The organism is Leeuwenhoekiella aestuarii, assembly GCF_004104055.1.
GTDB lineage: Bacteria > Bacteroidota > Bacteroidia > Flavobacteriales > Flavobacteriaceae > Leeuwenhoekiella > Leeuwenhoekiella aestuarii.
In genome coordinates, this window is the sequence record NZ_QOVJ01000009.1 from 32,288 (window position 1) to 54,029 (window position 21,742).

At 36.9% G+C, this 21,742-nt stretch carries 12 protein-coding genes; 5 read left to right on the top strand and 7 right to left on the bottom strand.

Annotated elements, in window-relative coordinates:
• Positions 1 to 46: 46 nt before the first annotated feature.
• The 5 genes from DSM03_RS16405 to DSM03_RS16425 form a co-directional block, all read right to left on the bottom strand.
• A complete protein-coding gene (locus tag DSM03_RS16405; RefSeq protein ID WP_128762703.1) occupies positions 47 to 3,286 on the bottom strand; it encodes a VCBS repeat-containing protein in 3,240 nt (1,079 codons plus the stop codon).
• Entirely contained in the window at positions 3,279 to 6,629 is a 3,351-nt protein-coding gene (locus DSM03_RS16410) for a CRTAC1 family protein (protein ID WP_128762704.1), read from the bottom strand. Before DSM03_RS16410 ends, DSM03_RS16405 begins: the two co-directional genes overlap by 8 nt.
• Positions 6,629 to 9,922 carry a VCBS repeat-containing protein gene (locus tag DSM03_RS16415; protein WP_128762705.1) on the bottom strand — a complete coding sequence of 1,098 codons (3,294 nt, stop codon included), beginning with the start codon at positions 9,920 to 9,922 and terminating at the stop codon, positions 6,629 to 6,631. Before DSM03_RS16415 ends, DSM03_RS16410 begins: the two co-directional genes overlap by 1 nt.
• A gap of 93 nt (positions 9,923 to 10,015) precedes the next feature.
• Complete coding sequence (locus DSM03_RS16420; protein ID WP_128762706.1) at positions 10,016 to 11,638, bottom strand: RagB/SusD family nutrient uptake outer membrane protein; 1,623 nt, start codon at positions 11,636 to 11,638, stop codon at positions 10,016 to 10,018.
• Positions 11,639 to 11,656: 18 nt separating this feature from the next.
• Positions 11,657 to 14,743 carry a SusC/RagA family TonB-linked outer membrane protein gene (locus DSM03_RS16425; protein ID WP_128762707.1) on the bottom strand — a complete coding sequence of 1,029 codons (3,087 nt, stop codon included), beginning with the start codon at positions 14,741 to 14,743 and terminating at the stop codon, positions 11,657 to 11,659.
• Between the two features lie 483 nt (positions 14,744 to 15,226).
• On the opposite strand from DSM03_RS16425, the gene DSM03_RS16430 reads away from it, so the two are divergent.
• Positions 15,227 to 16,483 carry a BaiN/RdsA family NAD(P)/FAD-dependent oxidoreductase gene (locus tag DSM03_RS16430; protein WP_128762708.1) on the top strand — a complete coding sequence of 419 codons (1,257 nt, stop codon included), beginning with the start codon at positions 15,227 to 15,229 and terminating at the stop codon, positions 16,481 to 16,483.
• Here DSM03_RS16430 and DSM03_RS16435 read toward each other — a convergent pair.
• On the bottom strand, positions 16,480 to 16,956 hold the full coding sequence (locus DSM03_RS16435; RefSeq protein ID WP_201740460.1) for a TspO/MBR family protein: 477 nt from the start codon (positions 16,954 to 16,956) through the stop codon (positions 16,480 to 16,482). The two genes, DSM03_RS16430 and DSM03_RS16435, sit on opposite strands and share 4 nt — an antisense overlap.
• A 105-nt stretch (positions 16,957 to 17,061) precedes the next feature.
• Here DSM03_RS16435 and DSM03_RS16440 point away from each other — a divergent pair, with 105 nt between their 5' ends.
• From DSM03_RS16440 to DSM03_RS16450, 3 genes are read left to right on the top strand one after another with little or no spacing between them, the layout of a single operon-like run.
• Positions 17,062 to 18,144 (top strand): diphosphomevalonate decarboxylase, encoded by a 1,083-nt coding sequence (locus tag DSM03_RS16440; protein ID WP_128762709.1) that lies wholly within the window; start codon positions 17,062 to 17,064, stop codon positions 18,142 to 18,144.
• A gap of 30 nt (positions 18,145 to 18,174) precedes the next feature.
• Positions 18,175 to 19,113 (top strand): mevalonate kinase family protein, encoded by a 939-nt coding sequence (locus tag DSM03_RS16445; RefSeq protein ID WP_128762710.1) that lies wholly within the window; start codon positions 18,175 to 18,177, stop codon positions 19,111 to 19,113.
• 28 nt (positions 19,114 to 19,141) lie between these two features.
• Positions 19,142 to 20,056, top strand: coding sequence for a geranylgeranylglycerol-phosphate geranylgeranyltransferase (locus DSM03_RS16450; protein ID WP_128762711.1), 915 nt, complete (start codon positions 19,142 to 19,144; stop codon positions 20,054 to 20,056).
• A gap of 57 nt (positions 20,057 to 20,113) precedes the next feature.
• Here DSM03_RS16450 and DSM03_RS16455 read toward each other — a convergent pair whose 3' ends face one another.
• Complete coding sequence (locus DSM03_RS16455; protein ID WP_128762712.1) at positions 20,114 to 20,449, bottom strand: hypothetical protein; 336 nt, start codon at positions 20,447 to 20,449, stop codon at positions 20,114 to 20,116.
• A 376-nt stretch (positions 20,450 to 20,825) separates the two neighbouring features.
• Here DSM03_RS16455 and DSM03_RS16460 point away from each other — a divergent pair, with 376 nt between their 5' ends.
• Complete coding sequence (locus DSM03_RS16460; protein ID WP_128762713.1) at positions 20,826 to 21,680, top strand: pseudouridine synthase; 855 nt, start codon at positions 20,826 to 20,828, stop codon at positions 21,678 to 21,680.
• Positions 21,681 to 21,742 lie beyond the last annotated feature (62 nt).

Below are 21,742 nucleotides of genomic sequence, written 5' to 3' on the forward strand. Positions count from 1 at the left end.
CCTAACTTAATTTAAGAAATACATCATTAAAGATGAATGCTTGTTTTTAATTTTTCAGTTTATAAAGTTGGATGGCTGCGTCATTAGGCGTTGCAAGTAAATACTTTTGACCTTTTAATGAAAGAATATTTAAATGACGAATTGATTTTTGTGTAAAATCTAAACCGATTTGATTCCCGGGAATAAACGTGTCAGCGTTTTTAATTAAAACTCCATCAAAGCTGTCTAATCTTCCGTGAAAGGGCTGAACGCCAAAATAGTTTCCTGCCGCGAGAACCTCTTCTCTACCGTCATTATCAAAGTCAAATTTACAAAAACTTAATACGGGAGCAACCTGAAAATCATACCCTAACGGAACAAAGGTAAATTGCCCGTTATCATTGCGCAAATACCCGGTTTTAAGCGTTGTTACTTCAAGTTTTTTACTTGTTTCTAATTGGTTTTCATTAAGAATTTCCTCAATGGTTTGACCGGCAAAATCTTTATAGCTATGGTATTTTTTTTTGAAACTCACTACTTGCGAAGCTAAAGCGTCTAGTCCCATTAAGGGGTAGTATTTTCCGTTTTTTGCGGTAGTTACAATAGTTTCTGTTTGCCCATTCTTGTCAAAATCATTGTAGTAGAGCAGCATCGGAGCATCTGCAGAAGCTTTAAATTTACTGTTTTCGCCCCAATTACCTAATATATAATCTGTGTCGCCGTCGTCGTCAATATCAAACGGAATAATGCCTTGCCAGAGTCCGTTCAATTTTTCGGTTACAACTTCAGTTCGGGTAAGTTTTCCATTTTCATTTTTAAGAAATGTAGGCTCCATCCATTCTCCCACTATAATAAGATCTTGTACGCCATCGCCACTAAAATCATCCCAGACGGCTGCAGTTACCATACCCAGATCTTTAAATTCTTGCGCTAAGCGGAAGGATCCCTTTTCATTTTCAAAGAGGTAAGAAACCGGTGTTTTGCCAAAATTTCCTGTGATACTTTGAGTTCCTGCAAAGACATCCAGATCGCCATCGTTATCATAATCATATGTTACTAATATCGAAGTATTGTCAAAAAGCTCTGGCATAGTTGACTTCTCAAAACCTTCTACTGTATTTAAATACAAACCATCTATTAAGGGTTTTGCTCTGTTAAAAAAGTCACCTCCCGCAGTACCGGTCATTACATCATTTTTTCCATTCTGATCAAAATCAGCTATAACTGCAGAAACCTCTTCATTAATAGAATCATTGAGAATAGCCGGGTAACTAATGCGCTGATAGGTAGAATCTTTTTGTAGATAAATTTGAGAAGCGATGTATTTAGAACCGCCAAAGAATAAGTCTTCTTTGCCATCACCATCTATATCGCCTTGAGCAATTGCTGGTCCGCGATCACCTATCTGATATGGGATCAATTTCTCCCGATCAAAGTCTGAATAGGCATCTTCTTTATGAACAAAGTCAAGGCCTAAGCTGTCTGTGACTACTGTAAAAAGTATCTTTTTTCTCGGTTTGAGATTGTCAAAATTAAAAGATTGAGTGTTTTCTTCCTTTATTGTCAACGTTTGATTGGCTTCAACATTAGTTAATTTTTGGCTGGTCTTATCTGGCCAAATAATGCGAATAGAATCTACTGTTTTTTCTTGGGCTAACCCAAAATGAATCAGTGGTTCTGAAGATGCCTGAAAACCTCTCACCGTATAGAGTTCTTTAAACTGTTTTATGCCATTGGCATAAGCGTAGATTTTAGCACCAATGGCAAAATCATTTTTGCTTTTTGAAGTCAGTTTAATTTTAATGTAGTTTGCTTTTTGATTAGTCTGGTTGATGTAAAAAGTAGGAGCAGCATTGATATTATTGGTCACCAAATCGAGGTCCCCGTCATTATCTAAATCTGCGTAAGCTGTAGCTCCAGAAACGATGGTGTCATTTGCGATCCATTTACCGGACTGATCTTTAAAATTGAGATCTTCACTGCCTTCGTATACATAATTATGAGTAGTTCCGCTAGGCATAAGATCTAAGGCTTGTTGATCTATAAGCGCTGTATTATTTATTTTATTTTGAATCTGGTCACTTGATACAAACTTTATATAATCCAGATCATTGGGACGTTTTGGGATGCCATTTGAAATGAATAAATCTTGCTGCATATCTTGATTGTAATCGCCAAAAAGCGCACTCCAACTCCAGTCTGTAGCTGCAACGCCACTTAATAAAGCTGTCTCCTGGTAGTTACCACCTTCGCGGTTAATAAATAGCATATTTCGGGTAAACTGGTAGTGATATCCGTAACGGTCTGTGCGCAGACGCTGTGTTTGTATGTTGTCATCACCTTCAGATGCTTTTAAAACTTTCTCTTCTTGTGGTAGCATATCTAAAGAGATCAGATCTGGCCAACCGTCATGGTTTAAATCAGCAACATCACTACCCATAGAAAATCTGCTAGTATGCCCAAAATGCTTTTTCAATGCTTCGATAAATGTACCGTCGCCATTATTTAAGTAATAATAATCATCTTCGTGAAAATCGTTACCAATGTAGATATCAGGATAACCATCTAGATTAAAATCTGATACAGCGATGCCTAATCCATAGCTGTTTATTCCGCCGTAAATACCCGCTTCTTCGCTCACGTCTGTAAAATGATCTCCATCATTTCGCATCAGGCGGTCACCGGTTTGTGGATTGCGCTCGTAACGCAAATCTGCTTTTCCAAATGAACTCTGAGTATGTACCGCATGATTTAGAATATAAATATCTAGATCACCATCCAGATCGTAATCTAAAAAGGCTGCAGAAGAGGAAAAGGTATCCAGATCAAGACCGTATTCTGAAGCTTTCTCAGTAAAAGTACCATCACCATTGTTTATAAAAAGTTCGTTGTAACCGTCCAGACCGTTAAGCCCTACAACAGCACAAACATAAATATCCAGAAAGCCATCTCCGTTAATATCGCCCATTACTGCACCGGTATTCCAATCGCTGTTTCCGGAAACTCCGGCAGTCTCGGTGATATCTTCAAATTTTAGATTTCCTTTATTGAGATAGAGTTCATTTTTTACCTGATTACCCGAAAAATAAACATCTGGCAATCCGTCGTTGTTGATATCGCCTATCGCAAGACCGCCTCCGTTATAAAAGTAGAGGTAATCTAAGATGTTCATATCTTCAGTCGCAGTAAGTGTGTTCTGGAAGGTAACTCCGATTTTTTCAGTGTCAGGATTGGTAAATAATTCGGGCTCTTTGGAACACGAAAAAGCGACAAAACCTAATAGTATGAGTACAACGGCTTTATTCATTAAGTGCAAAAATCTTTGGTTTTTCATCATTTACAGAAGCGATAAGGTAAACGTTTCCTTTATTGTCGCTAAACGTTGATAGGTGCTTGACTTCTCCTTTAATAAAGAATCCACTCTTATCATAATTCTGCCATTTGTAATTCGCATTGCCTTCGTTAAGCAGTACATTACCAAAACTTGCATCCAATTGTGAATATTGTGGCTTAAACTCATAATTGTTACCCGCCATGATCAAGTCTGCAAGCCCGTCTTTATTGATATCGGCAGAAACTATATCGCAAACACAAGATAGTTGCGTCTGGTAAGGAAGTGGTTTTAGACTAAAGTTGCCTTTGCCATCATTAATAGCCAACATAGATTGAGAATATTTTACAGTTTTCTTGATCGCATTTTTTAAGCTCTCTGTTGAAAAAATCTCATCGATATATCTACTGGCATAGTCTGAAGCTTTTAAGTTTTGTTTTTTAAGCGAACTCATTTGCGCCGTGATTTCCTTTTTCTGATGTAACGGATAATCTTTACCATTTTTGTGCATCGTGGTGATTTGTTCAATCGTTCCGTTATTGTCAAAATCATTAATGTACATAGACATTGGGTTTTCTGCCGTAGGTAAATAATGCAAGTTTTCTCCTTCGTTTCCTAAAACCAGATCCATATCGCCATCATTATCTATATCTACTGCAGTAATGGTATTCCACCAGCCGGTTTTGTCACTCAGATTATTCTCTTTTAATGAAATTCTTCTGCCTGAATTTCTATAAACTAGAGGGGAACCCCATTCTGAAACGGTAATCAGATCTTTTTTGTCGTCACCGTCAACATCAAGCCAGATCGCATCGGTCACCATACCGGCATCTTTAGTATCGTAAGCCAGACGTTCGGTGGCATCTACAAAAATGCCGTCTCCGGTATTCTCTAAAAATAATTGTGCAGGATCTATACCGTAAACCCCAACAACGCTGCGAGAACCAATAAAGACATCTGTATCGCCATCGCCATCAAAATCATAAGGAGCAACAACGCTCATGTTTTGAAATGCTGACGGAAGTTCATTAGGTGATTTGCTTAAGTTGCCTTTGCCGTCATTGAGGTACAAGCGCGGTCTTAGCAACTCTTTTTTGCCCACTTCATTACCTCCGGAAGCTACTAATAAGTCAAGATCCCCATCACCGTCTGCATCAAAGAATGCAGCTGCTGTATCTTCAAAATTAGCTTCATCTTCAAAGAGCGACTGATTTTTTGCATTTAGTTTTCCACCGCCTAAATGTAGATATAGTTTTCCCGCACTTCCACTGGGAGCTCCTACAAAAATATCTTCATTTCCGTCATTATTGACATCGCCTACAGCTATCGCCGGACCTTCCTGAGAAAGTTTTTTAGCAATTAGACCTTCATAATCAAAGTCATTGTAGTTGTTTTCTTTATTAGCTTTAAGCTTATCGTTATTAAGTTCTGTAAGTAATTGTGGTACTGTTTTTTGCTTCTGCGGAATAAATACTTCAGTAGCCTTAGCCTGATCGAGATTTAAAGTTTGATTTGCAGCCACTTCTTTGAATACTTCAGTTTTATCATTAGGCCAAAGCACGCGCAATGAATCTATGGTTTGCGTTTGCCCCAGACCTATAGTCATCTTATAATCCATAGAAGATTGAAAGCCTCGCACAGGATATAATTCCTGTAAAATCTCTTGCCCATCAAAATACAGGCGTACCGAAGCTCCCACTGCAAACGGATTCTTCTCAGCACCTTTAAAAGTGATATTTATATAATTGTTATCAGTTTGTTGTCTGCTCTCGTTGCGGTATATAAATGCCTGCATATTCACATTATTCACCACAAGATCCAGATCGCCATCATTGTCCAGATCGCCATAAGCAGAACCGTTAGACATACTGGGAATGTCTAATCCCCATTTTTTACCGGCATCTTCAAAAGTGAGATCTTTTTTGTTGCGGTACACCGCATTGGGTAACGGTTTTTTAGGCATTTTATTAATGATAGAATCAATAGCCTGGCGCTTACCGGTGAGTGCCATATTTTGAATTATCTCATTAGCAAAGAAGTCTACGAAATCCAAATCAGTTAGATCGTGATTAATTCCGTTAGTTACATAAATATCGCGGTAGCCGTCGTTGTCTAAATCAGCTAATAATCCTGCCCAACTCCAGTCTGTAGCGTCTACACCGCTGTAATAGGCAGTTTCTGTAAACGAACCGTTACCGTTGTTTACCTGTAGGGTATTCTGAATAAATTGCTGATAGAAGTCTTTACTCTGTTTTAATTTATAAACATTATAACTGTCAAATTCCATCACAGATTTTACCCGCTCTTCAGGTTCGGGAAGCATATCAGTTATAAAAATATCTTGCAAACCATCATTGTTGATGTCAGAAATATCAACACCCATCGCGGAGAGAGAAAGGCGTGATGTCCGGTTTTTAATATCTTCTTTGAACGTCCCGTCTTGTTGATTGATATAAAGATAATCGCGCTCGTAGAAGTCATTTGAGATGTAGATATCTGGATAAAGATCATTGTTGATGTCTGTGATCATTACTCCAAGACCAAAACCTATGAGGCTTCCGTAGATACCTGCTTCTTCACTTACATCTGTAAAAGTATCGCCATCATTCCGCATTAAAAGATCACCTACACCTTTAAAAATATCAGGAACATTTTCCCAGTTTTCTGCGCGAGTATCACGCTGTTCAGCATATCCCAATCCACTTACAGGCACATTACTGTTATTCAAAATATAGACGTCAAGATCCCCATCCTTATCATAGTCAAAAAAGCTGGCCTGTGTAGAAAAACCAGATTTAGCCAGATTGTATTGCTTTGCTTTTTCGGTGAAAGTAAGATCCCCGTTATTGATGTAAAGATCATTGTCGTGGTTGTCTCCTTTCATATTACCGGCATTACTTACATAAATATCCAGTAAGCCATCAGCATTCACATCTGCCATAACCACACCGGTAGACCAAGGTTTACTGCCGCCTACCCCAGCAGCTTCGGTAATGTCTTCAAACTCAAAATTACCTTTGTTGAGGTAGAGTTTATTCTTTCCCATATTTGCGGTTAGGTAAATGTCTGCAAGACCGTCATTATTAATATCACCTATAGCAACTCCACCACCATTGTAGAAATTTCGGTATTTAAAAATATTGAAATCTTTCTCATTTTTAATCGCATTTACAAAGTCTATACCGGTTTCTTCAGAAGCCATCAGGCTAAAGAGTGTAGGTTCTTTGCTAGTGGTCTCTTTCTCTTCTGAACCTTTATCGCCACAGGCAATAAGCATCAATACTAAGCCGAAAAAGTAAAGTTTATTAAGACTATTCATCAGTTATTCTCTTTTCTTAAAAATAGGGGTTTGTCATTATTACGACCTATAATATAATAGGTATTGTCTTTTATTTTTAGCGGTGCAATGCTGCGCACAGCTCCTTTAATATTAATTTTATGTTTCCCGGCGTACTTAAAATTATTACCGGTATTCAGAAGAAAAACACCGTGTGATGCATCTAACCTTCCCAACTGTGTGCTAATCTCACTGTCATTACCCAAAAGTAGCAGATCGTTTAAGCCATCTTCATTAAAGTCTATAGCGGTGATAACTTTAACCGTTGAAACTTGCGCCATAAATGGCAGTTGATGTGCTTTAAACTCTAAGTTACCTACATTTTCAAAATACGTACTTGCGAGTTTAAAAACTTGTTTTTTTTCAGCTTTTTCTAATTTTTCTTCTGACAATAAATCGGTTATACTGGCTTGTGCAAATGCATGATAGCTTAAGAATTTCTTATTTAAAAAGGGGAGCTGTTTAACCAGTTCATCTTTAGTTGCTAAAACCGTTTCTGAGCCTTTGTAATAATACGTAGTCACAGGATCAGTTTTGCCATTAGCATCAAAATCAAAGCGATATAAATTAATAGGCCGTTCTAAAGAAGCCTTTAATCTTGTGTTTAAGCCCCAATTACCGACAATCATATCTAAATCACCATCTTGATCAAAATCTTCAACCAAGATCGAGTTCCAGAATCCATTTGTGTTTTTTAGACTTTCAATATTTTGTAATTCTAGTTTAGAACCCGAATTCATCAAAATTTGTATTGGCATCCAATGACCACAAACTATTGCATCAGGATATCCATTTGCATCCAGATCTGCCCAAATAATATCTTTTACATTTCCTAGTGTAGCAAATTCTGGAGCATAGGTTGTTGTGATATCTTCAAACTTTCCTTTTCCAGAATTTTTAAAAATATATTGCTTTGGAGTTGCACCAAATTCATGAGGAACTAAATCACTGGTAACCACTAAATCTAGTTTTCCGTCTTTATCAAGATCAACAGCTTTTATTTTTGACGCATTAAGTTCAATACCTTCAAAAGCATTATTTATTTTTTCAAAAGAACCTTTAGTGTTTAAGTAGAGTCGAGGAGTAAGGGCTTTACCATTTTTAAATTCGTTACCTCCGCTTGCTATAACAATATCAAGAGTTCCGTTATCGTCAACATCAAAAAGCGCTGCTCCGGTGTCTTCATTTATAGCATCTTCATCAGCATCAGGAAGAAAGCTCTGAGTGAAATTTCCTGTTTTGTTCTGAAAGAATATCGTTGTTTTTTGAGCCTTAGCACCCAGAATTATAAAGTCATCTAAACCATCATTATTCAAATCAGCAGTTTGAATTTGTGGGCCCGTATTAGTATTCGCGTAGGGAATAAGACCGTCTCTACTAAACTCAATAGAATTTCCGTCTTTGTGGTTAAAATCTACCTGAAGAGAATCAATAGTCCAGTTGATTTCATTTTCAGAATTGTTTATGTTTTTTTCTTTTGATTCAGCATTGCTTTCAGATAAGACAAGATTTGAGTTTGTATTTGTCAAAATCTGTTGTTTTCCTGATGGCCAAACGACCATAAGAGAATCTAATTGTTCGGTATCGCCCAACCCCACAAAAACAGAGGGGGGTACAGCAGACATAAAACCTCGTGTGGTGTAATTTTCAAAAGCTTGTTTTCTATTATTTTGATAGGCGATGAGTTTTGCTCCAATGCCAAAAGTGTTTTTGTCTTCCCCTTTAAACTGAATTAGAATGCCTTTCTGAGTTGATTGTTGAGCTGTTGTGTTTTCAAGAATATAGGCTTCTTCATTAACGTTATTAACGACAATATCCAGATCCCCATCATTATCCAAGTCAGCATAAGAAGCCCCGTTGCTAAAAGATGGTTTATTTGCAGTCCATAACTGGGTGACATCCTCAAAAGTACCGTCGGCATTATTTTTATACATGTAGTTTGCTACATGAGTTTCTGGGAGTTTTTTGATGAATTCCATTTCTGTTTCAGACATGTTTTTGCCTAATCTTTTCTGAATAGACTCATTAGAAATAAAATTCACAAAATCCATATCGTTGGTCGCGCCCAGAATTCCGTTTGCTATATAAATGTCTTTAAAACCATCGTTATCAAAATCAGCAATAAGTGGAGTCCAAGACCATTCAGTAGCGGCAATTCCACTTTGAAAAGCAGTTTCCGCGAAGCGACCATCACCTAAATTGAGCTGTAGCGTATTTTGCATAAACTGGTAATCATAACCGTTACGCAACTGATTTTGGTAAATAGGGTAGGAATATTCATTCCCAGAAGCCTTGAGAACTTCCAGATTTTCAGGAAGCATATCGAGACTTAAAATATCTGTGTTTCCGTCGTTATTAATGTCAGCAATATCAGTTCCCATAGAAAAGTGTGAGGTGTGCCCTAAACTTTTTTCTGTGGTATTAAGCTCTGAAAATGTTCCGTCTTGATTATTAAGATAGAGGTAATCATTTTCAAAAAAATCATTTGCGATATATAAATCAGGATAGCTGTCATTGTTAATGTCAGAGACTGAAACACCAAGACCGTAGCCTATTTTACTCCTTAATATACCTGCTTCTTCAGTGATGTCTGTAAAATAACCGTTGTTATTTTGGTACAATTTATCACCAAGTAAACTATCTGCTTTTTTACGAACAGCAGCTTTACCATAATTGGCGTTGGGATGAACCGAATGATTGAGTAAATACATGTCGAGGTCGCCATCTAAGTCATAATCAAAGAAAGAAGCCTGAGTGGAAAGGCCTGCATAATCCAGACCATATTCAGCAGCAGCTTCTTTAAATTTTGGAACGCCATTTTGCTCGCCGATATTTATGTATAATTTGTTGCGCCCCTTAAGTTGTAAATGACCGCTTACTGTGCATACATAAATATCCAGTAGGCCATCTGCGTTGATGTCAACAACAGTGACACCTGTATTCCAACTTTTAGTGTCATAAATTCCGGAAGCTGAGGTAATGTCTTTAAATTTAAAATCACCTACATTAAGGTATAACTTATCTGAAACTTGATTCCCTGTAAAATAAATATCGGGTAACCCGTCATTATTGAAATCTGCAATAGCTGTACCGCCACCATTGTAGAAGTAGAGGTAGTTGAGAATGTTGAGTTGAGGAGTGCTGGTTAATGTATTTTTAAAATCTACCCCAGAATCAGCAATATAAGCTAATTTATAGGACTTACTTTCCTTTTCGCAAGAACAGCAAAAAGTGTAAATCAAAACGATTATAGTATAAAGATGTAATCGCGGCATAGAGTAGGTTACAGTAGTTTTGGGAAAGTTACTAATTTAAAAAGAGGACCATAAATGATCCTCTTTTCTATTATGGGTAACAAAATATAAGGATTAATATCCAGGATTTTGAACAAGATTTGGATTTAAAATAACCTGTGTATTTGGGATTGGGAAAAGATTCTTTTCGTCATTCCCTACCGCAGAAGGATCTTTAAATGCCCAGTCTTTAGTATACTGACCAAAACGAATCAAGTCATTACGTCTCCAAAATTCAATGTATAATTCACGACCGCGCTCATCGATAATATCCTGATCTGTAAGACTAGTCAGAGGAGTTGCATCTCTCAATGTTCTTAAGTCATTCATAAGCGTCAACGCATCGTCAGAGCTAGTACCACCATTATGAATCGCTTCAATTTTCATCAAATAAGCATCAGAATAGCGGAAGAATATCTCGTGTTCTCTAAAAGCACCATTTCTAGGGTTGTATTTGATTACGCGAATTCCGGTTTGTTCACCATTTTCAACCAGACTTGGTTCACCTGTTCCAGCATCAACAAAATCACGTTTGAATTGTAAGGGTACATTACCTCTATCAGTAAGTTCATCCCCATTAAGCGCATATTGCTGACCGATTAGGAATCCATACCCAACATTTGAAGCATCAGCAAAACCATCATTGTCAGTATCACTCATCAAATCTTGGCCAGTGAAGGCAATACCGCTTTGAGCAACATAACCTCTACGTTCTTCCTGACCCTCGCCAGGATTATTAGAATCAGAAGGTCCTTCAAATAGATCGTAGTATTCTGCTAGTGTAGCAAAACCATTCCAACCACCACCTGTGTTATCAGGGTGTGTAAAATTATAATGTAGTGTATTCCAGATACGGTTACCTGTTGATGTGTTTATGTACCAAATAGTTTCTGAATCTGGAGTAGGCTCAAACATTTCAAAATAACCATCCTCTAAAGCATATCCATCGTCTTCGATTTCTTCTACTAGCGTAATTACTTCATTCATATCTGATGAAGCTGGGCTTCCCGTTTTTTCGTAGATATGTCTGTTTAAGTGAACTTTTGCCAACAAGTATCTTGCGGCAGCTTTAGTTGCTCGTGGATTGTCATCTCCAGCAGAAGAAGATGGCAAACCAGAGATAGCATTCTGTAAATCAGAAACAATAAAAGATACGGCATCTGCACCAGTTAAAACTTCTGGATTTTCACGAGGATCCGCAGTTGTATCTCTAAATGGAACCTGGCCAAAATTATCGAGAATTACAAACATACCTAAAGCACGTAAGAAAGATGCTTGGGCACGAGATTCATCTGAAGAAGCGGATCTTTCATCTAATACAGTACTTGAAGTTAACTGTAACTCATTCCACTGGTCAAAGACTGTTCTTATATACTGATGATCTGCAGTCCAGGTATGCTGATGCATTTGTCTCCAGATACCGTTATCCCCCCAGTCAGAACCTCTAGTAGGTACTAATTGTGCATCTGTAGTAACTTCACTTAGGGCATATAAGTTAGCCTGATCTCCAACGTAACCTTGAATATTATTATACATTCCGCTTACAGTACTGGCTGCTTCATCAGCAGTTGGTATACCCGTAAAGCCATCTGTAAGTATCGAATCTGTCTCTTCAATTTCTAAGTCAGTACAAGCTGTAAAAGCCGCTGCTGTAAGAAAACTGAGAAAGACCAATTTAATTTGTTTTGTTCTTTTCATTTTATCAATTTTTTATAATTAAAACTTAGCGTTTAATCCTATTGTTACTGTAGTGGGTCTTGGGAAAGACGTATAGTCTATTCCTGCACTTGGAATACCGCTACCAAAATCACCTGTAGTAGATGACACTTCTGGATCAAGACCGCTGTAACCGGTGATTAAAAATAAATTTTGACCAGTAACATTTACTCTGAGTGATTGAACTGCAGATCCTTCGCGCATAGGGACATTATAGCCTATAGACGCATTTTGAAGTCTTACAAAATCACCACTTTCTAAGTAAAGGGTTGAAACTTCCTGAGAAACAAGGGCCAATCCATCTGGAGTGGCATTTCTTGAAGTAAGAAAAGTAGGTCTGTTAAGAAACGCATTCGCTGTATTGTTATACACATAAAAACCAAACTGACCGGTAAAGAAGGTTGAGAAGTCCCAGTTTTTTACACTTAAATTAAGTGATAAACCTGTATTCCAATCTGGTAATGCATCTTTTCCAACAAAATCTTTATCATCTGCAGAAAAGTTAGGAGTACCATCAGCATCCTCAGCATATTCAGCCATATAATACGAAAATAATGATCTTCCCTCTCCAAGTCTTTGTACAAATGCACCAGTAAGACCAGGACCATTTACCTCACCAAAATTAGCGACGGCACCATTTAGGCCAGTTACTTCATTGTGGTTGTATGAAATATTAAATGAAGCAGAAAAATTCACATCTTCAGTTTGAATCAAGTCATAGTTAAGGGCTAATTCAACCCCTTTGTTAATTACCTCACCATCTTCTAAGTTTACGAATCTGAATGGATCAAAAGCTGGTGCCGGAGCCGGAGATCTAAATAAAAGATCTCGTGTAGCTTTGCGATATAGGTCAAGCGAACCATTAAAGCGGTCGTTGTTAAAACCAAAGTCAATACCAAAGTTTAAATCAATTGTAGATTCCCATTTAAGATCTGGGTTTTGTACCGCTACAGTTTCTAGACCAGGTCTGTTAACTGTCCCGTCATCCGTAATAGAAGGACCACCAAAACGCTGTCTGTTTAAGTACTGAGCATAACCCAGGCCTTCCTGATTACCAGTAGAACCTGCACCTACTCGAAGTTTAAGCGTAGAGAATGCATCACCTACGAAATCTTCATCACCCAGTTGCCATGCAAATGCTGCAGAAGGGAAATAACCATACTTGTTGTTTTCGCCAAAACGCGAAGAACCATCAGCTCTCATCGTTGCAGTAAGTAAATATTTATCAGCAAAAGTTAACTGAACACGTGCAAAATAAGATTGTAACTCATCTGTATTGTCAAAGGTATCTAACCACAATGATTCATATACACCGTTAAATGATGGTAAAACTCCAGAATCATCAAATGGCATTAATGAATTTAGGAACGTGTTAGCACCATTAGAATCATATCCAAATTGCTGATAAGGGGTATTAATTAAACCACGTAAATCACTTACTGCACCTCTTAAAGTACTCTGCATGTCTACAAGGTTTGTAACTGGTGATCCATAACCCTGAGCATTAAAGCCCTGACGTCTGAAATCCTGAAACGAATAACCAGCAAGTGCGTCAATCTTGAAGCCATCAAAATCTTTAGCATAACGCAGGGTTGTTTCTAGTAATTTACTGGTGTTTTCTAATGTGTTGTATGAAGCCTGACCATTATCTGTAACCCTGTTAAAGTTATTGATATTAGGAGATACAGCAGCTTGAGCTTCTGCGTCAGATTTGTCATAACCTAAACTTACTTTACCGGTAATTGCATCGGTAAATTTATATTCAGTTGATAGGTTTAACAGGTATCTGTTTGTATTTGTAATTGAGTAGTAATTATTAAGGTAGTTTGCAGGATTCAAGAGGTTTCCGGCAAAGAAAAACTCAGGGTCTGCGGGCCAAGTTGGATTAGCAGAGTAAGCAGCACCAATAAGGTTACCACTTGCACCTCCCTGACCACTAATTGGTGGCGCTTCGTCATTTACACGAGAATAAGAAGCTTGGAGTGCAAAACTCAATTTATCATCAAAAAAACGTTGATTGGCATTAAGACGTGTAGTAATACGCTCTTGTGATGAATTTTGAATAACACCTTCAATGTTTCCATAACTTACAGTTGCTCGTACATTACCTGAGTTGTAGTTATTAGAATAAGAAAGGTTATTATTTGTAGAGATTGTTGAACGTGTAATATAATCCTGCCAGTCTGTTTCTGATCCAAAATCAAGATCATTAGCAATATCCTGACCTCTTAAGTCAGCAGTATTAGCAAGAAATTCCTGAGCATTAAAAAGGTCATATTCTCTTGCTGGTGCAGAAAAGCTCATACTTGTAGACAGTTCAAATACACCACCCTGAGAGCCACGACCACTTTTGGTCGTTACGATAACAACCCCATTAGCACCACGAGAACCGTAAATTGCTGTTGCAGAGGCATCTTTCAAGATAGATATGCTCTCAATATCGTTAGGGTTGATAAAGTTTAAAGGGTTTCTGGTAGCGTTTGCACCATTTATAATATCACCACCTGATGGGGTTGTAGACTCACCAGAAAGTGGAATACCATCAACAACAAAAAGTGGATTGTTATTAGAACGAATAGAGTTTGAACCCCTGATTCTAATGTTATTTCCAGCACCAGGTTCACCACTATTTTGTGAGATGTTTACCCCTGCCGTTTTACCTTGAATCAATTGTTCAGGAGAAGCGATAGCACCTTGATTAAATTCTTCTGCAGTAACAGAAGAAACAGACCCGGTTGCATCACGTACAGTTGTAGTTCCATAACCAATAACCACAACCTCTTCAAGAGCTGCAGCATCTTCTTCTAGGGTTACACTAATAGTAGACCTGCCATTAACAGCAACCTCCTGTTGTGAAAATCCTACATAACTAAATACAAGTGTTGCATCTGAAGGAACATTGTTTAAGGTATAGTTACCATCAAAATCTGTTGTAGTGCCATTTGTGGTTCCCTTGACTAGAACGTTTGCGCCAGGCAATGGGCCATTGGGTTCTGATACTGTTCCGGATACTGTTTGTGCTTGCGCCATACCTGCCAGTAAGAGCGAAGCGAAAAACAACATACTTCTAAGTATTACATGCTTCATAAGTTTGAATTTTAATTGAATTATTGGTTTTTCCAAAAGTGTTTCTTGGTCATCAAATTTATATAAATAATTGAATAAATAAGGGTAACTACAACGTTTAAGTAACGAAATCGATATAGTTTTGAAAACTGTAAAAAATACGCTTATCCTCAATATATTATCAAATAACTAATAATATCTAATAATATAGTGAAAAAATTATGAAATATTCATACTGTTGAAATTTTCGCCTAAAAGAGTTTAGTGAATCTTGTGATTCTTTTTTTTTGAAAAAAATTAAAAGTAACCTCAAAAAAACATCTTAAATAGTACTTTTTTACCTGCACAAAACACCCTTTTTAATTCTTAAAACGTCAAATCTGTGTAACCTATAAATTAGAAATGTCTTAAAAGCTTATTTAATAAGGTACTAAATCGATTAAACGATTTTTAAATTTATAGCGGTTTAGGAATAGAAATCAAGCTTGGTGGTATCTTTGTAAAATGATTTACGATTCAATAATTATCGGAGGAGGGGCAGCCGGGTTTTTTACTGCAATTAATTTAGCTAAAAACAGACCGGGAAGCTCAATTCTTATTCTAGAGCGAGGAGGTCAGGTTCTTGAGAAAGTGCGTGTTTCGGGCGGTGGTCGTTGTAATGTGACGCACGCTGTGTTTGAACCCAGGCCACTTACCGATTTTTACCCAAGAGGAAAAAGGGAGTTGCTGGGCCCTTTTCATACGTTTATGACTGGGGATACAATGGCTTGGTTTGAAGATTTAGGCATTCCTTTGAAAATAGAAGAAGACGGGAGGGTTTTTCCGCAAAGCGACAGTTCACAAAGTATTATAGATTGTTTTCTTGAACAGGCTTCGCACTACAACATAGCGATAGAAACTAAAATACCTGTGACATCATTAAAAAAAAATGATGATAATACTTTTGAATTAGGTTCTAAAAATTTCACTTATCTCTCCAGAACCGTTGTTGTGGCTACCGGGAGTAATCCTAAGATGTTAAAATTGCTAGAGGGAGCTCGGGTAAAAGTGACTTCCACTGTGCCATCTTTGTTTACATTTAATATAAGAGATGAGCGTATCACAAGTTTAGCAGGACTTGCTACTCAAGCTCGAGTGAAGCTTTTAGATTTAAATAAAAAGTCATTACTTGTAAATGAGGCACAAATTGACCACAACGGTACTGAAGGACCAGTTTTAATAACGCATTGGGGTATGAGCGGGCCGGGAATTCTTAAATTATCGGCTTGGGGTGCTCGCACTTTAAAAGCATCTAATTATGAATTTTTAATTGAGATTTCTTGGTTGCCAGATTATAATATAAATCAATTACGGGAAGCCTTGAGAGAATCAAAATTTAATCTGGCAAAACAGACCGTTGCGAAGTGGGCTCCTTTTGATTTGCCTAAACGCCTTTGGCAAAGTTTGGTTAAAGCTTCAGGGATTTCTGATTCTTTAAAATGGGCAGATCTTAATAAAGCCATGCTTAATGATCTGGAGCAACAATTGCTAACGTGTCATTTTCGTGTAAGTGGAAAAAGTACTTTTAAAGAGGAATTTGTGACTGCAGGGGGTGTTGATCTCACTGAAATTGATTTTAAAACATACCAAAGTAAAAAGATCAAGGGCTTGTATATGGTAGGTGAGGTACTCAATATAGATGCAGTAACGGGAGGGTTTAACTTTCAAAATGCCTGGACGGGTGGTTTTATCGCAGCAAAGGCTCTGGCAGAAAGTCTTTAATTGAGACGCCAAATCTCAAAATTGAGAGCTGTTGCATATGCTACCCATATTATATAGGGGATTAATAGAGTCGCCGCACTAGGATTCACTACTTTAAACCATTTAAAAGTAAAAAGTAATAGAATAAGCAAAGCCAAAATAATAATAAGTGCAGGTAATATAAGTTTAAGCCCGAAAAAAAATATAGACCAACTGGCATTTAATATAAGTTGAAAACCAAAATGATATAGAGCTGTTTTTACCCATTTATGGTAGAAACCTTTGTTCCAAACCATACCTGCTGCTACACCCATAAGTATATAGAGAAGCGTCCATATGGGGCCAAATAACCAATTGGGTGGAGTGAAAAAAGGCTTTTCTAAATTAATATACCACACGTCAACGCTACTTTGAGTCGCTATTGCATCAAGAAATCCCACGATTAAGCAAATCGTTACGGGTATTAAAATGCGTAAAGCCTTTTGTGTGATCATTAGAACTGTACTTGTTACTAATTTAGAAAATAAATTTGAGTTCTTAATTCATTAAAAAATTGAGTTTAAACTTTCATAAGTTTTTAGAGACAGTATATTTGCAGTATGACAACTACCAAATTTCACCCTGAGGTCTACACTCAGGCACTGACAAGTGAGTCAGTGAGTTATGCTTCTCCTAGTAATATAGCTCTAATTAAATATTGGGGTAAACACGGTGTGCAAATACCTAAAAACCCTTCAATTAGTTTTACACTAGATACATGTAAGACCACAACTAAATTGAGTTATGTTAAGCGTGAAAAAATCACTGATGAATATGAGCTTAAGGTGATTTTAGATGGAAAACACAAGCCTGGTTTTGAGCCTAAAATTTATCAATTCTTTGGGCGTATTCAATCATATCTACCTTTTGTAAAAGATTATGAGTTTACTATTGAAACATCAAACAGTTTTCCTCACAGTTCTGGTATCGCTTCTTCCGCTAGTGGTTTGAGTGCTCTTGCATTATGTTTGATGGAAATGGAACGCGAAATGCAGCCAGAAATGACTTTGAAACATTTCAATCAAAAAGCTTCGTTTATTGCGCGGTTGGGTTCAGGAAGTGGTTGTAGATCTTTAGAAGGTCCCTTAGTTGTCTGGGGAGAACATGCAGAAATAAAAGGAAGCAGCGATTTATACGGAGTTCAATACCCTTATGAAATAAACCCGGTTTTTGACAACTATCAAGATGCTATTCTTTTAGTGGATAAAGGAGAGAAGCCGGTGAGTAGTACTGTGGGGCATAACCTGATGCACAATCATGCTTATGCTGCAAGTCGTTTTGAACAGGCTGTGGTAAATTTATCTAAGCTCATTCCTATGTTAAAAACCGGAGATTTAGATGGGTTTGTGAGGCTGGTAGAAAGTGAAGCGCTTACGCTACACTCAATGATGCTTACTAGTGATCCTTACTTTATATTAATGAAGCCAAACACACTTCATATTATAGATAAGATTTGGGAATATAGAAGAGAAACCGGTATACCTGTGTGTTTTACGCTAGATGCGGGTGCTAATGTTCATGTTTTATTTCCTGATAAAGATAAAGAGCAGGTTCATGAATTTATTAAAAATAATTTAAGTAAATATTGTCAGGATAACAGGTATATTTTTGACAGTGTGGGAAGTGGCGCAATTAAGTTGTAACTTTGCCAAGGCCTAATAACTAGTAGATTTATGAAAGGACCTTTATTTTATTCAAAAATTCTTCTTTTTGGTGAGTATGGAATCATCAAGGATTCAAAGGGTTTATCTATACCTTATAACTTTTATAAGGGTGCTTTAAAAGTAGATGAAAACCCAGATGAGATCGCTGTTAAATCTAATGAAAGTTTAGGTCGTTTTGCTGAGTATCTTCAGCAACTCCAAGAAAATCAACCGGAATTAGTGCAGTTTGATATTGAAGCTTTAAAGGCCGATATAACCGAAGGTATGTATTTTGACAGTACTATTCCTCAAGGATATGGAGTGGGGAGTAGCGGTGCGCTTGTAGCTTCTATTTACGATAAATATGCAAGTGATAAGATCACGATTTTGGAGAATCTTACCCGTGAAAAATTATTGACGCTTAAGCAGATTTTTGCGCAGATGGAGTCTTTTTTTCATGGAAAATCTTCTGGTTTAGATCCTTTAAATAGTTATTTGAGCCTGCCTATTTTGATCAATAGTAAAGACGATATAGAGCCTGCCGGAATTCCTTCTCAAACCGTTGACGGTAAAGGAGCAGTTTTTCTTTTAGATAGTGGTATTGTAGGCGAGACAGCGCCGATGATCAATATATTTATGGAAAGTATGAAGCAAGAAGGTTTTCGTAAAATGTTAAAAAATCAGTTTGTCAAACATACTGATGCTTGTATAGATGACTTTTTAAAGGGTGATGTAAAATCGCTTTTTGGTAATGTTAAACAGCTTTCTAAAACGGTGCTTCGCAATTTTAAACCTATGATCCCTGCAAGTTTTCATGATTTATGGAAACAAGGCTTAGATTCTAATGATTACTATTTGAAGCTTTGTGGTTCTGGAGGTGGCGGTTATATTTTAGGTTTTACCGAAGATATTGATAAAGCTCGTAGGTCACTTGATGGTCACAAGTTAGAAGTGGTCTATAACTTCTAAGAATTATCTTCAATTAAAATACTCGTTTATGTCTCGCATAAGCCGAAGAAATAAACTGTTACTTCTCAAATTTTTGAGTTTGTTTTCGGTGGTGCGTGGGTATAATATTCTCATTATTGTTTTAGCACAATACCTGGCCTCGATATTTATTTTATCGCCAGATAATCTACGTGCGCGAGATGTAGTGCTTGATCTTAATCTGTTTCTAATTGTATTGTCTACTTCTCTGGTTATCGCCGGGGGTTATATTATTAACAGTTTTTATGATAGTGCAAAAGATTTGATCAACAGGCCTAATAAGACAAGGCTAGACCATATGGTGAGCCAAAAAAAAATACTCACTTTGTATTTTGTGCTCAATTTCATTTCAATCATTGTTGCTAGCTATGTTTCGTTCTTTGCAGTGCTGTTTTTCTCAGCATATATTTTCGGGATTTGGTTCTACTCCCATAAACTGAAGAAAGTTCTTTTTTTGGGAAATCTAACTTCTGCATCTCTTGCGTTAACTCCTTTTTTTGCAGTATTTATTTATTACCGAAATTTTGAAAAAGTAATTTTTGTACACGCTTTGTTTTTAGGTTTGATTATAATAATGCGCGAGCTTATTAAAGATCTGGAAAATATAAAAGGAGATATTGCCTTAGGTTATCATACGTTTCCAGTGATTTACGGAGAACGTTCTACCAAAGCTTTAATAACATTGCTTGTGGGTATTACAGTAATTCCCGCTTTTTTACTCATTAACAATTTTGATGTAGGTTTGATGAGCTACTATTTTTATTTAAGTATGATTCTGCTGCTGGTTTTTTTATTCTGGTTGTGGAAGTCTAACGAAAAGTTGCATTACCTGCTTTTACACAATATTTTGAAGCTAATCATCGTGCTAGGTGTTTTTAGCATTTTGCTGATTGATACAGATGTTGTGATCAACCGTATTCTATAAAAAAAAAGCCATCTGAAAGGATGGCTTTTAAGGCTGATTCAAATAAACTAATTACTACTAATGCTTTTTAATGGTATAGGTGATATTGAAAAAACGATTCCCTAATACTTTTATATCGGTCTTTTTGTAGTTTAATCTTGATTTGATGTAGTTTTCAATGGTTTTATTTTCTGTAGCTACATTGAGCAGAACAAGTTTCCCTTGAGCAGTCACCATAAAGTGAATGTTGCTTTCTATTGTATCTTGCTCTAATTCGATATCAGGGTTTCCTAAAAGTGCTACAACCTGAGCACGAAGCTCAACGCTTTTTGATTCTGGTTTTGGGTCGGTGTTTGCAAAAAGGTTTGTAGCTGTTAGTGCGAGAGCTAAAACTAAAATGTGTAATTTTTTCATGTTTTTTTTATTTGTGATTGATGTCCCAAAAATATTAATTCAACTTGCATTACGCGGTATAATTTGTATTACGCTAATTTGATGCAATACCTGCTTTTTCTGTTCAATTTCAGGTTAGGGACAATTTCTAAACAAATCCATTTTTATTAATTAAGAGCAAGAAAGTCGTCAGATTTCAGAAGGTTTTAGATTGAATTAATACAGACTAATTTGTTATTGTTTCTTAAACCTTCAGTTTTAATAACCGCATTAGTTTCTAATATGAACTAAAGATTAACAAGAAGAGTTTTTTAGGTATTCAGTTTATGTCTTTGAAGCTTTGTTTCAGGTATTAAATTCGTTTTTTAAATATGTATCTTTGCGCAAAATTTAAGTTATGAGCAGACATCAAGATGGAAAGAGAGACGGGAAAGCATCTGGTCGCGGTTCTAATAATATGCGTAGCAAAAGTAACGCAAGAGGGAACGCTCCTATAAAGAAAAATACAGCCGCTAGTAGTCGCACAGCGACCGCCAGTTCTGGTAAAGGCGGTATTCGTTTAAATAAATATATTTCAAATAGTGGCATCTGTTCTCGCAGGGAAGCAGATATGTATATCGCTACCGGTCAGGTTTCGGTTAATGGCGAGATCATTAATGAGATGGGATATAAAGTTAATTTAGATGATGATGTACGTTTTGACGGTCGTCGCATCAACCCGGAGTCTAAAGCTTATGTATTGCTTAATAAACCAAAAGGTTTTTCTGTAACCACCAGCAATTATAAAGGAATGACGGTTATGGATCTTGTGGCTAGCGCTACAAAGTCTAGAATTCAGCCGGTAGGAAGGTTGGGCCGTAATGCAACAGGACTTATCTTATTTACCAATGATGAGAAGGTGATGCAAAAATTAACCAACTCAAAAGCTGGTTTGCAGCGTCTCTTTCATATAGAGCTTGATAAAAACCTAAAAGGTGAAGATCTTGAGAAAATTAAAAAGGGTCTTACTATAGATGGTAAAAAATACGAGGTCGAAGATTTAAAGTATGTAGATGGAGCTCCCAAAAAAGAAGTAGGTCTTCGCATGAGAAATATAGGAAGCAGTCTTATACGTACTGTTTTTGAACATTTAGATTATCAAGTTGTACGTGTAGATTGTGTTACACTTGCCGGTTTGACAAAAAAAGACCTGCCAAGAGGTAAGTATAAACATTTGAGTGAGCAGGAAATTAACAACCTTATGATGCTTTAAGACTGTGTTTTGTTTTTTTATTTTAGATTTAAAGTGTTGTAAAAAGGGAGATTAGTATTTTT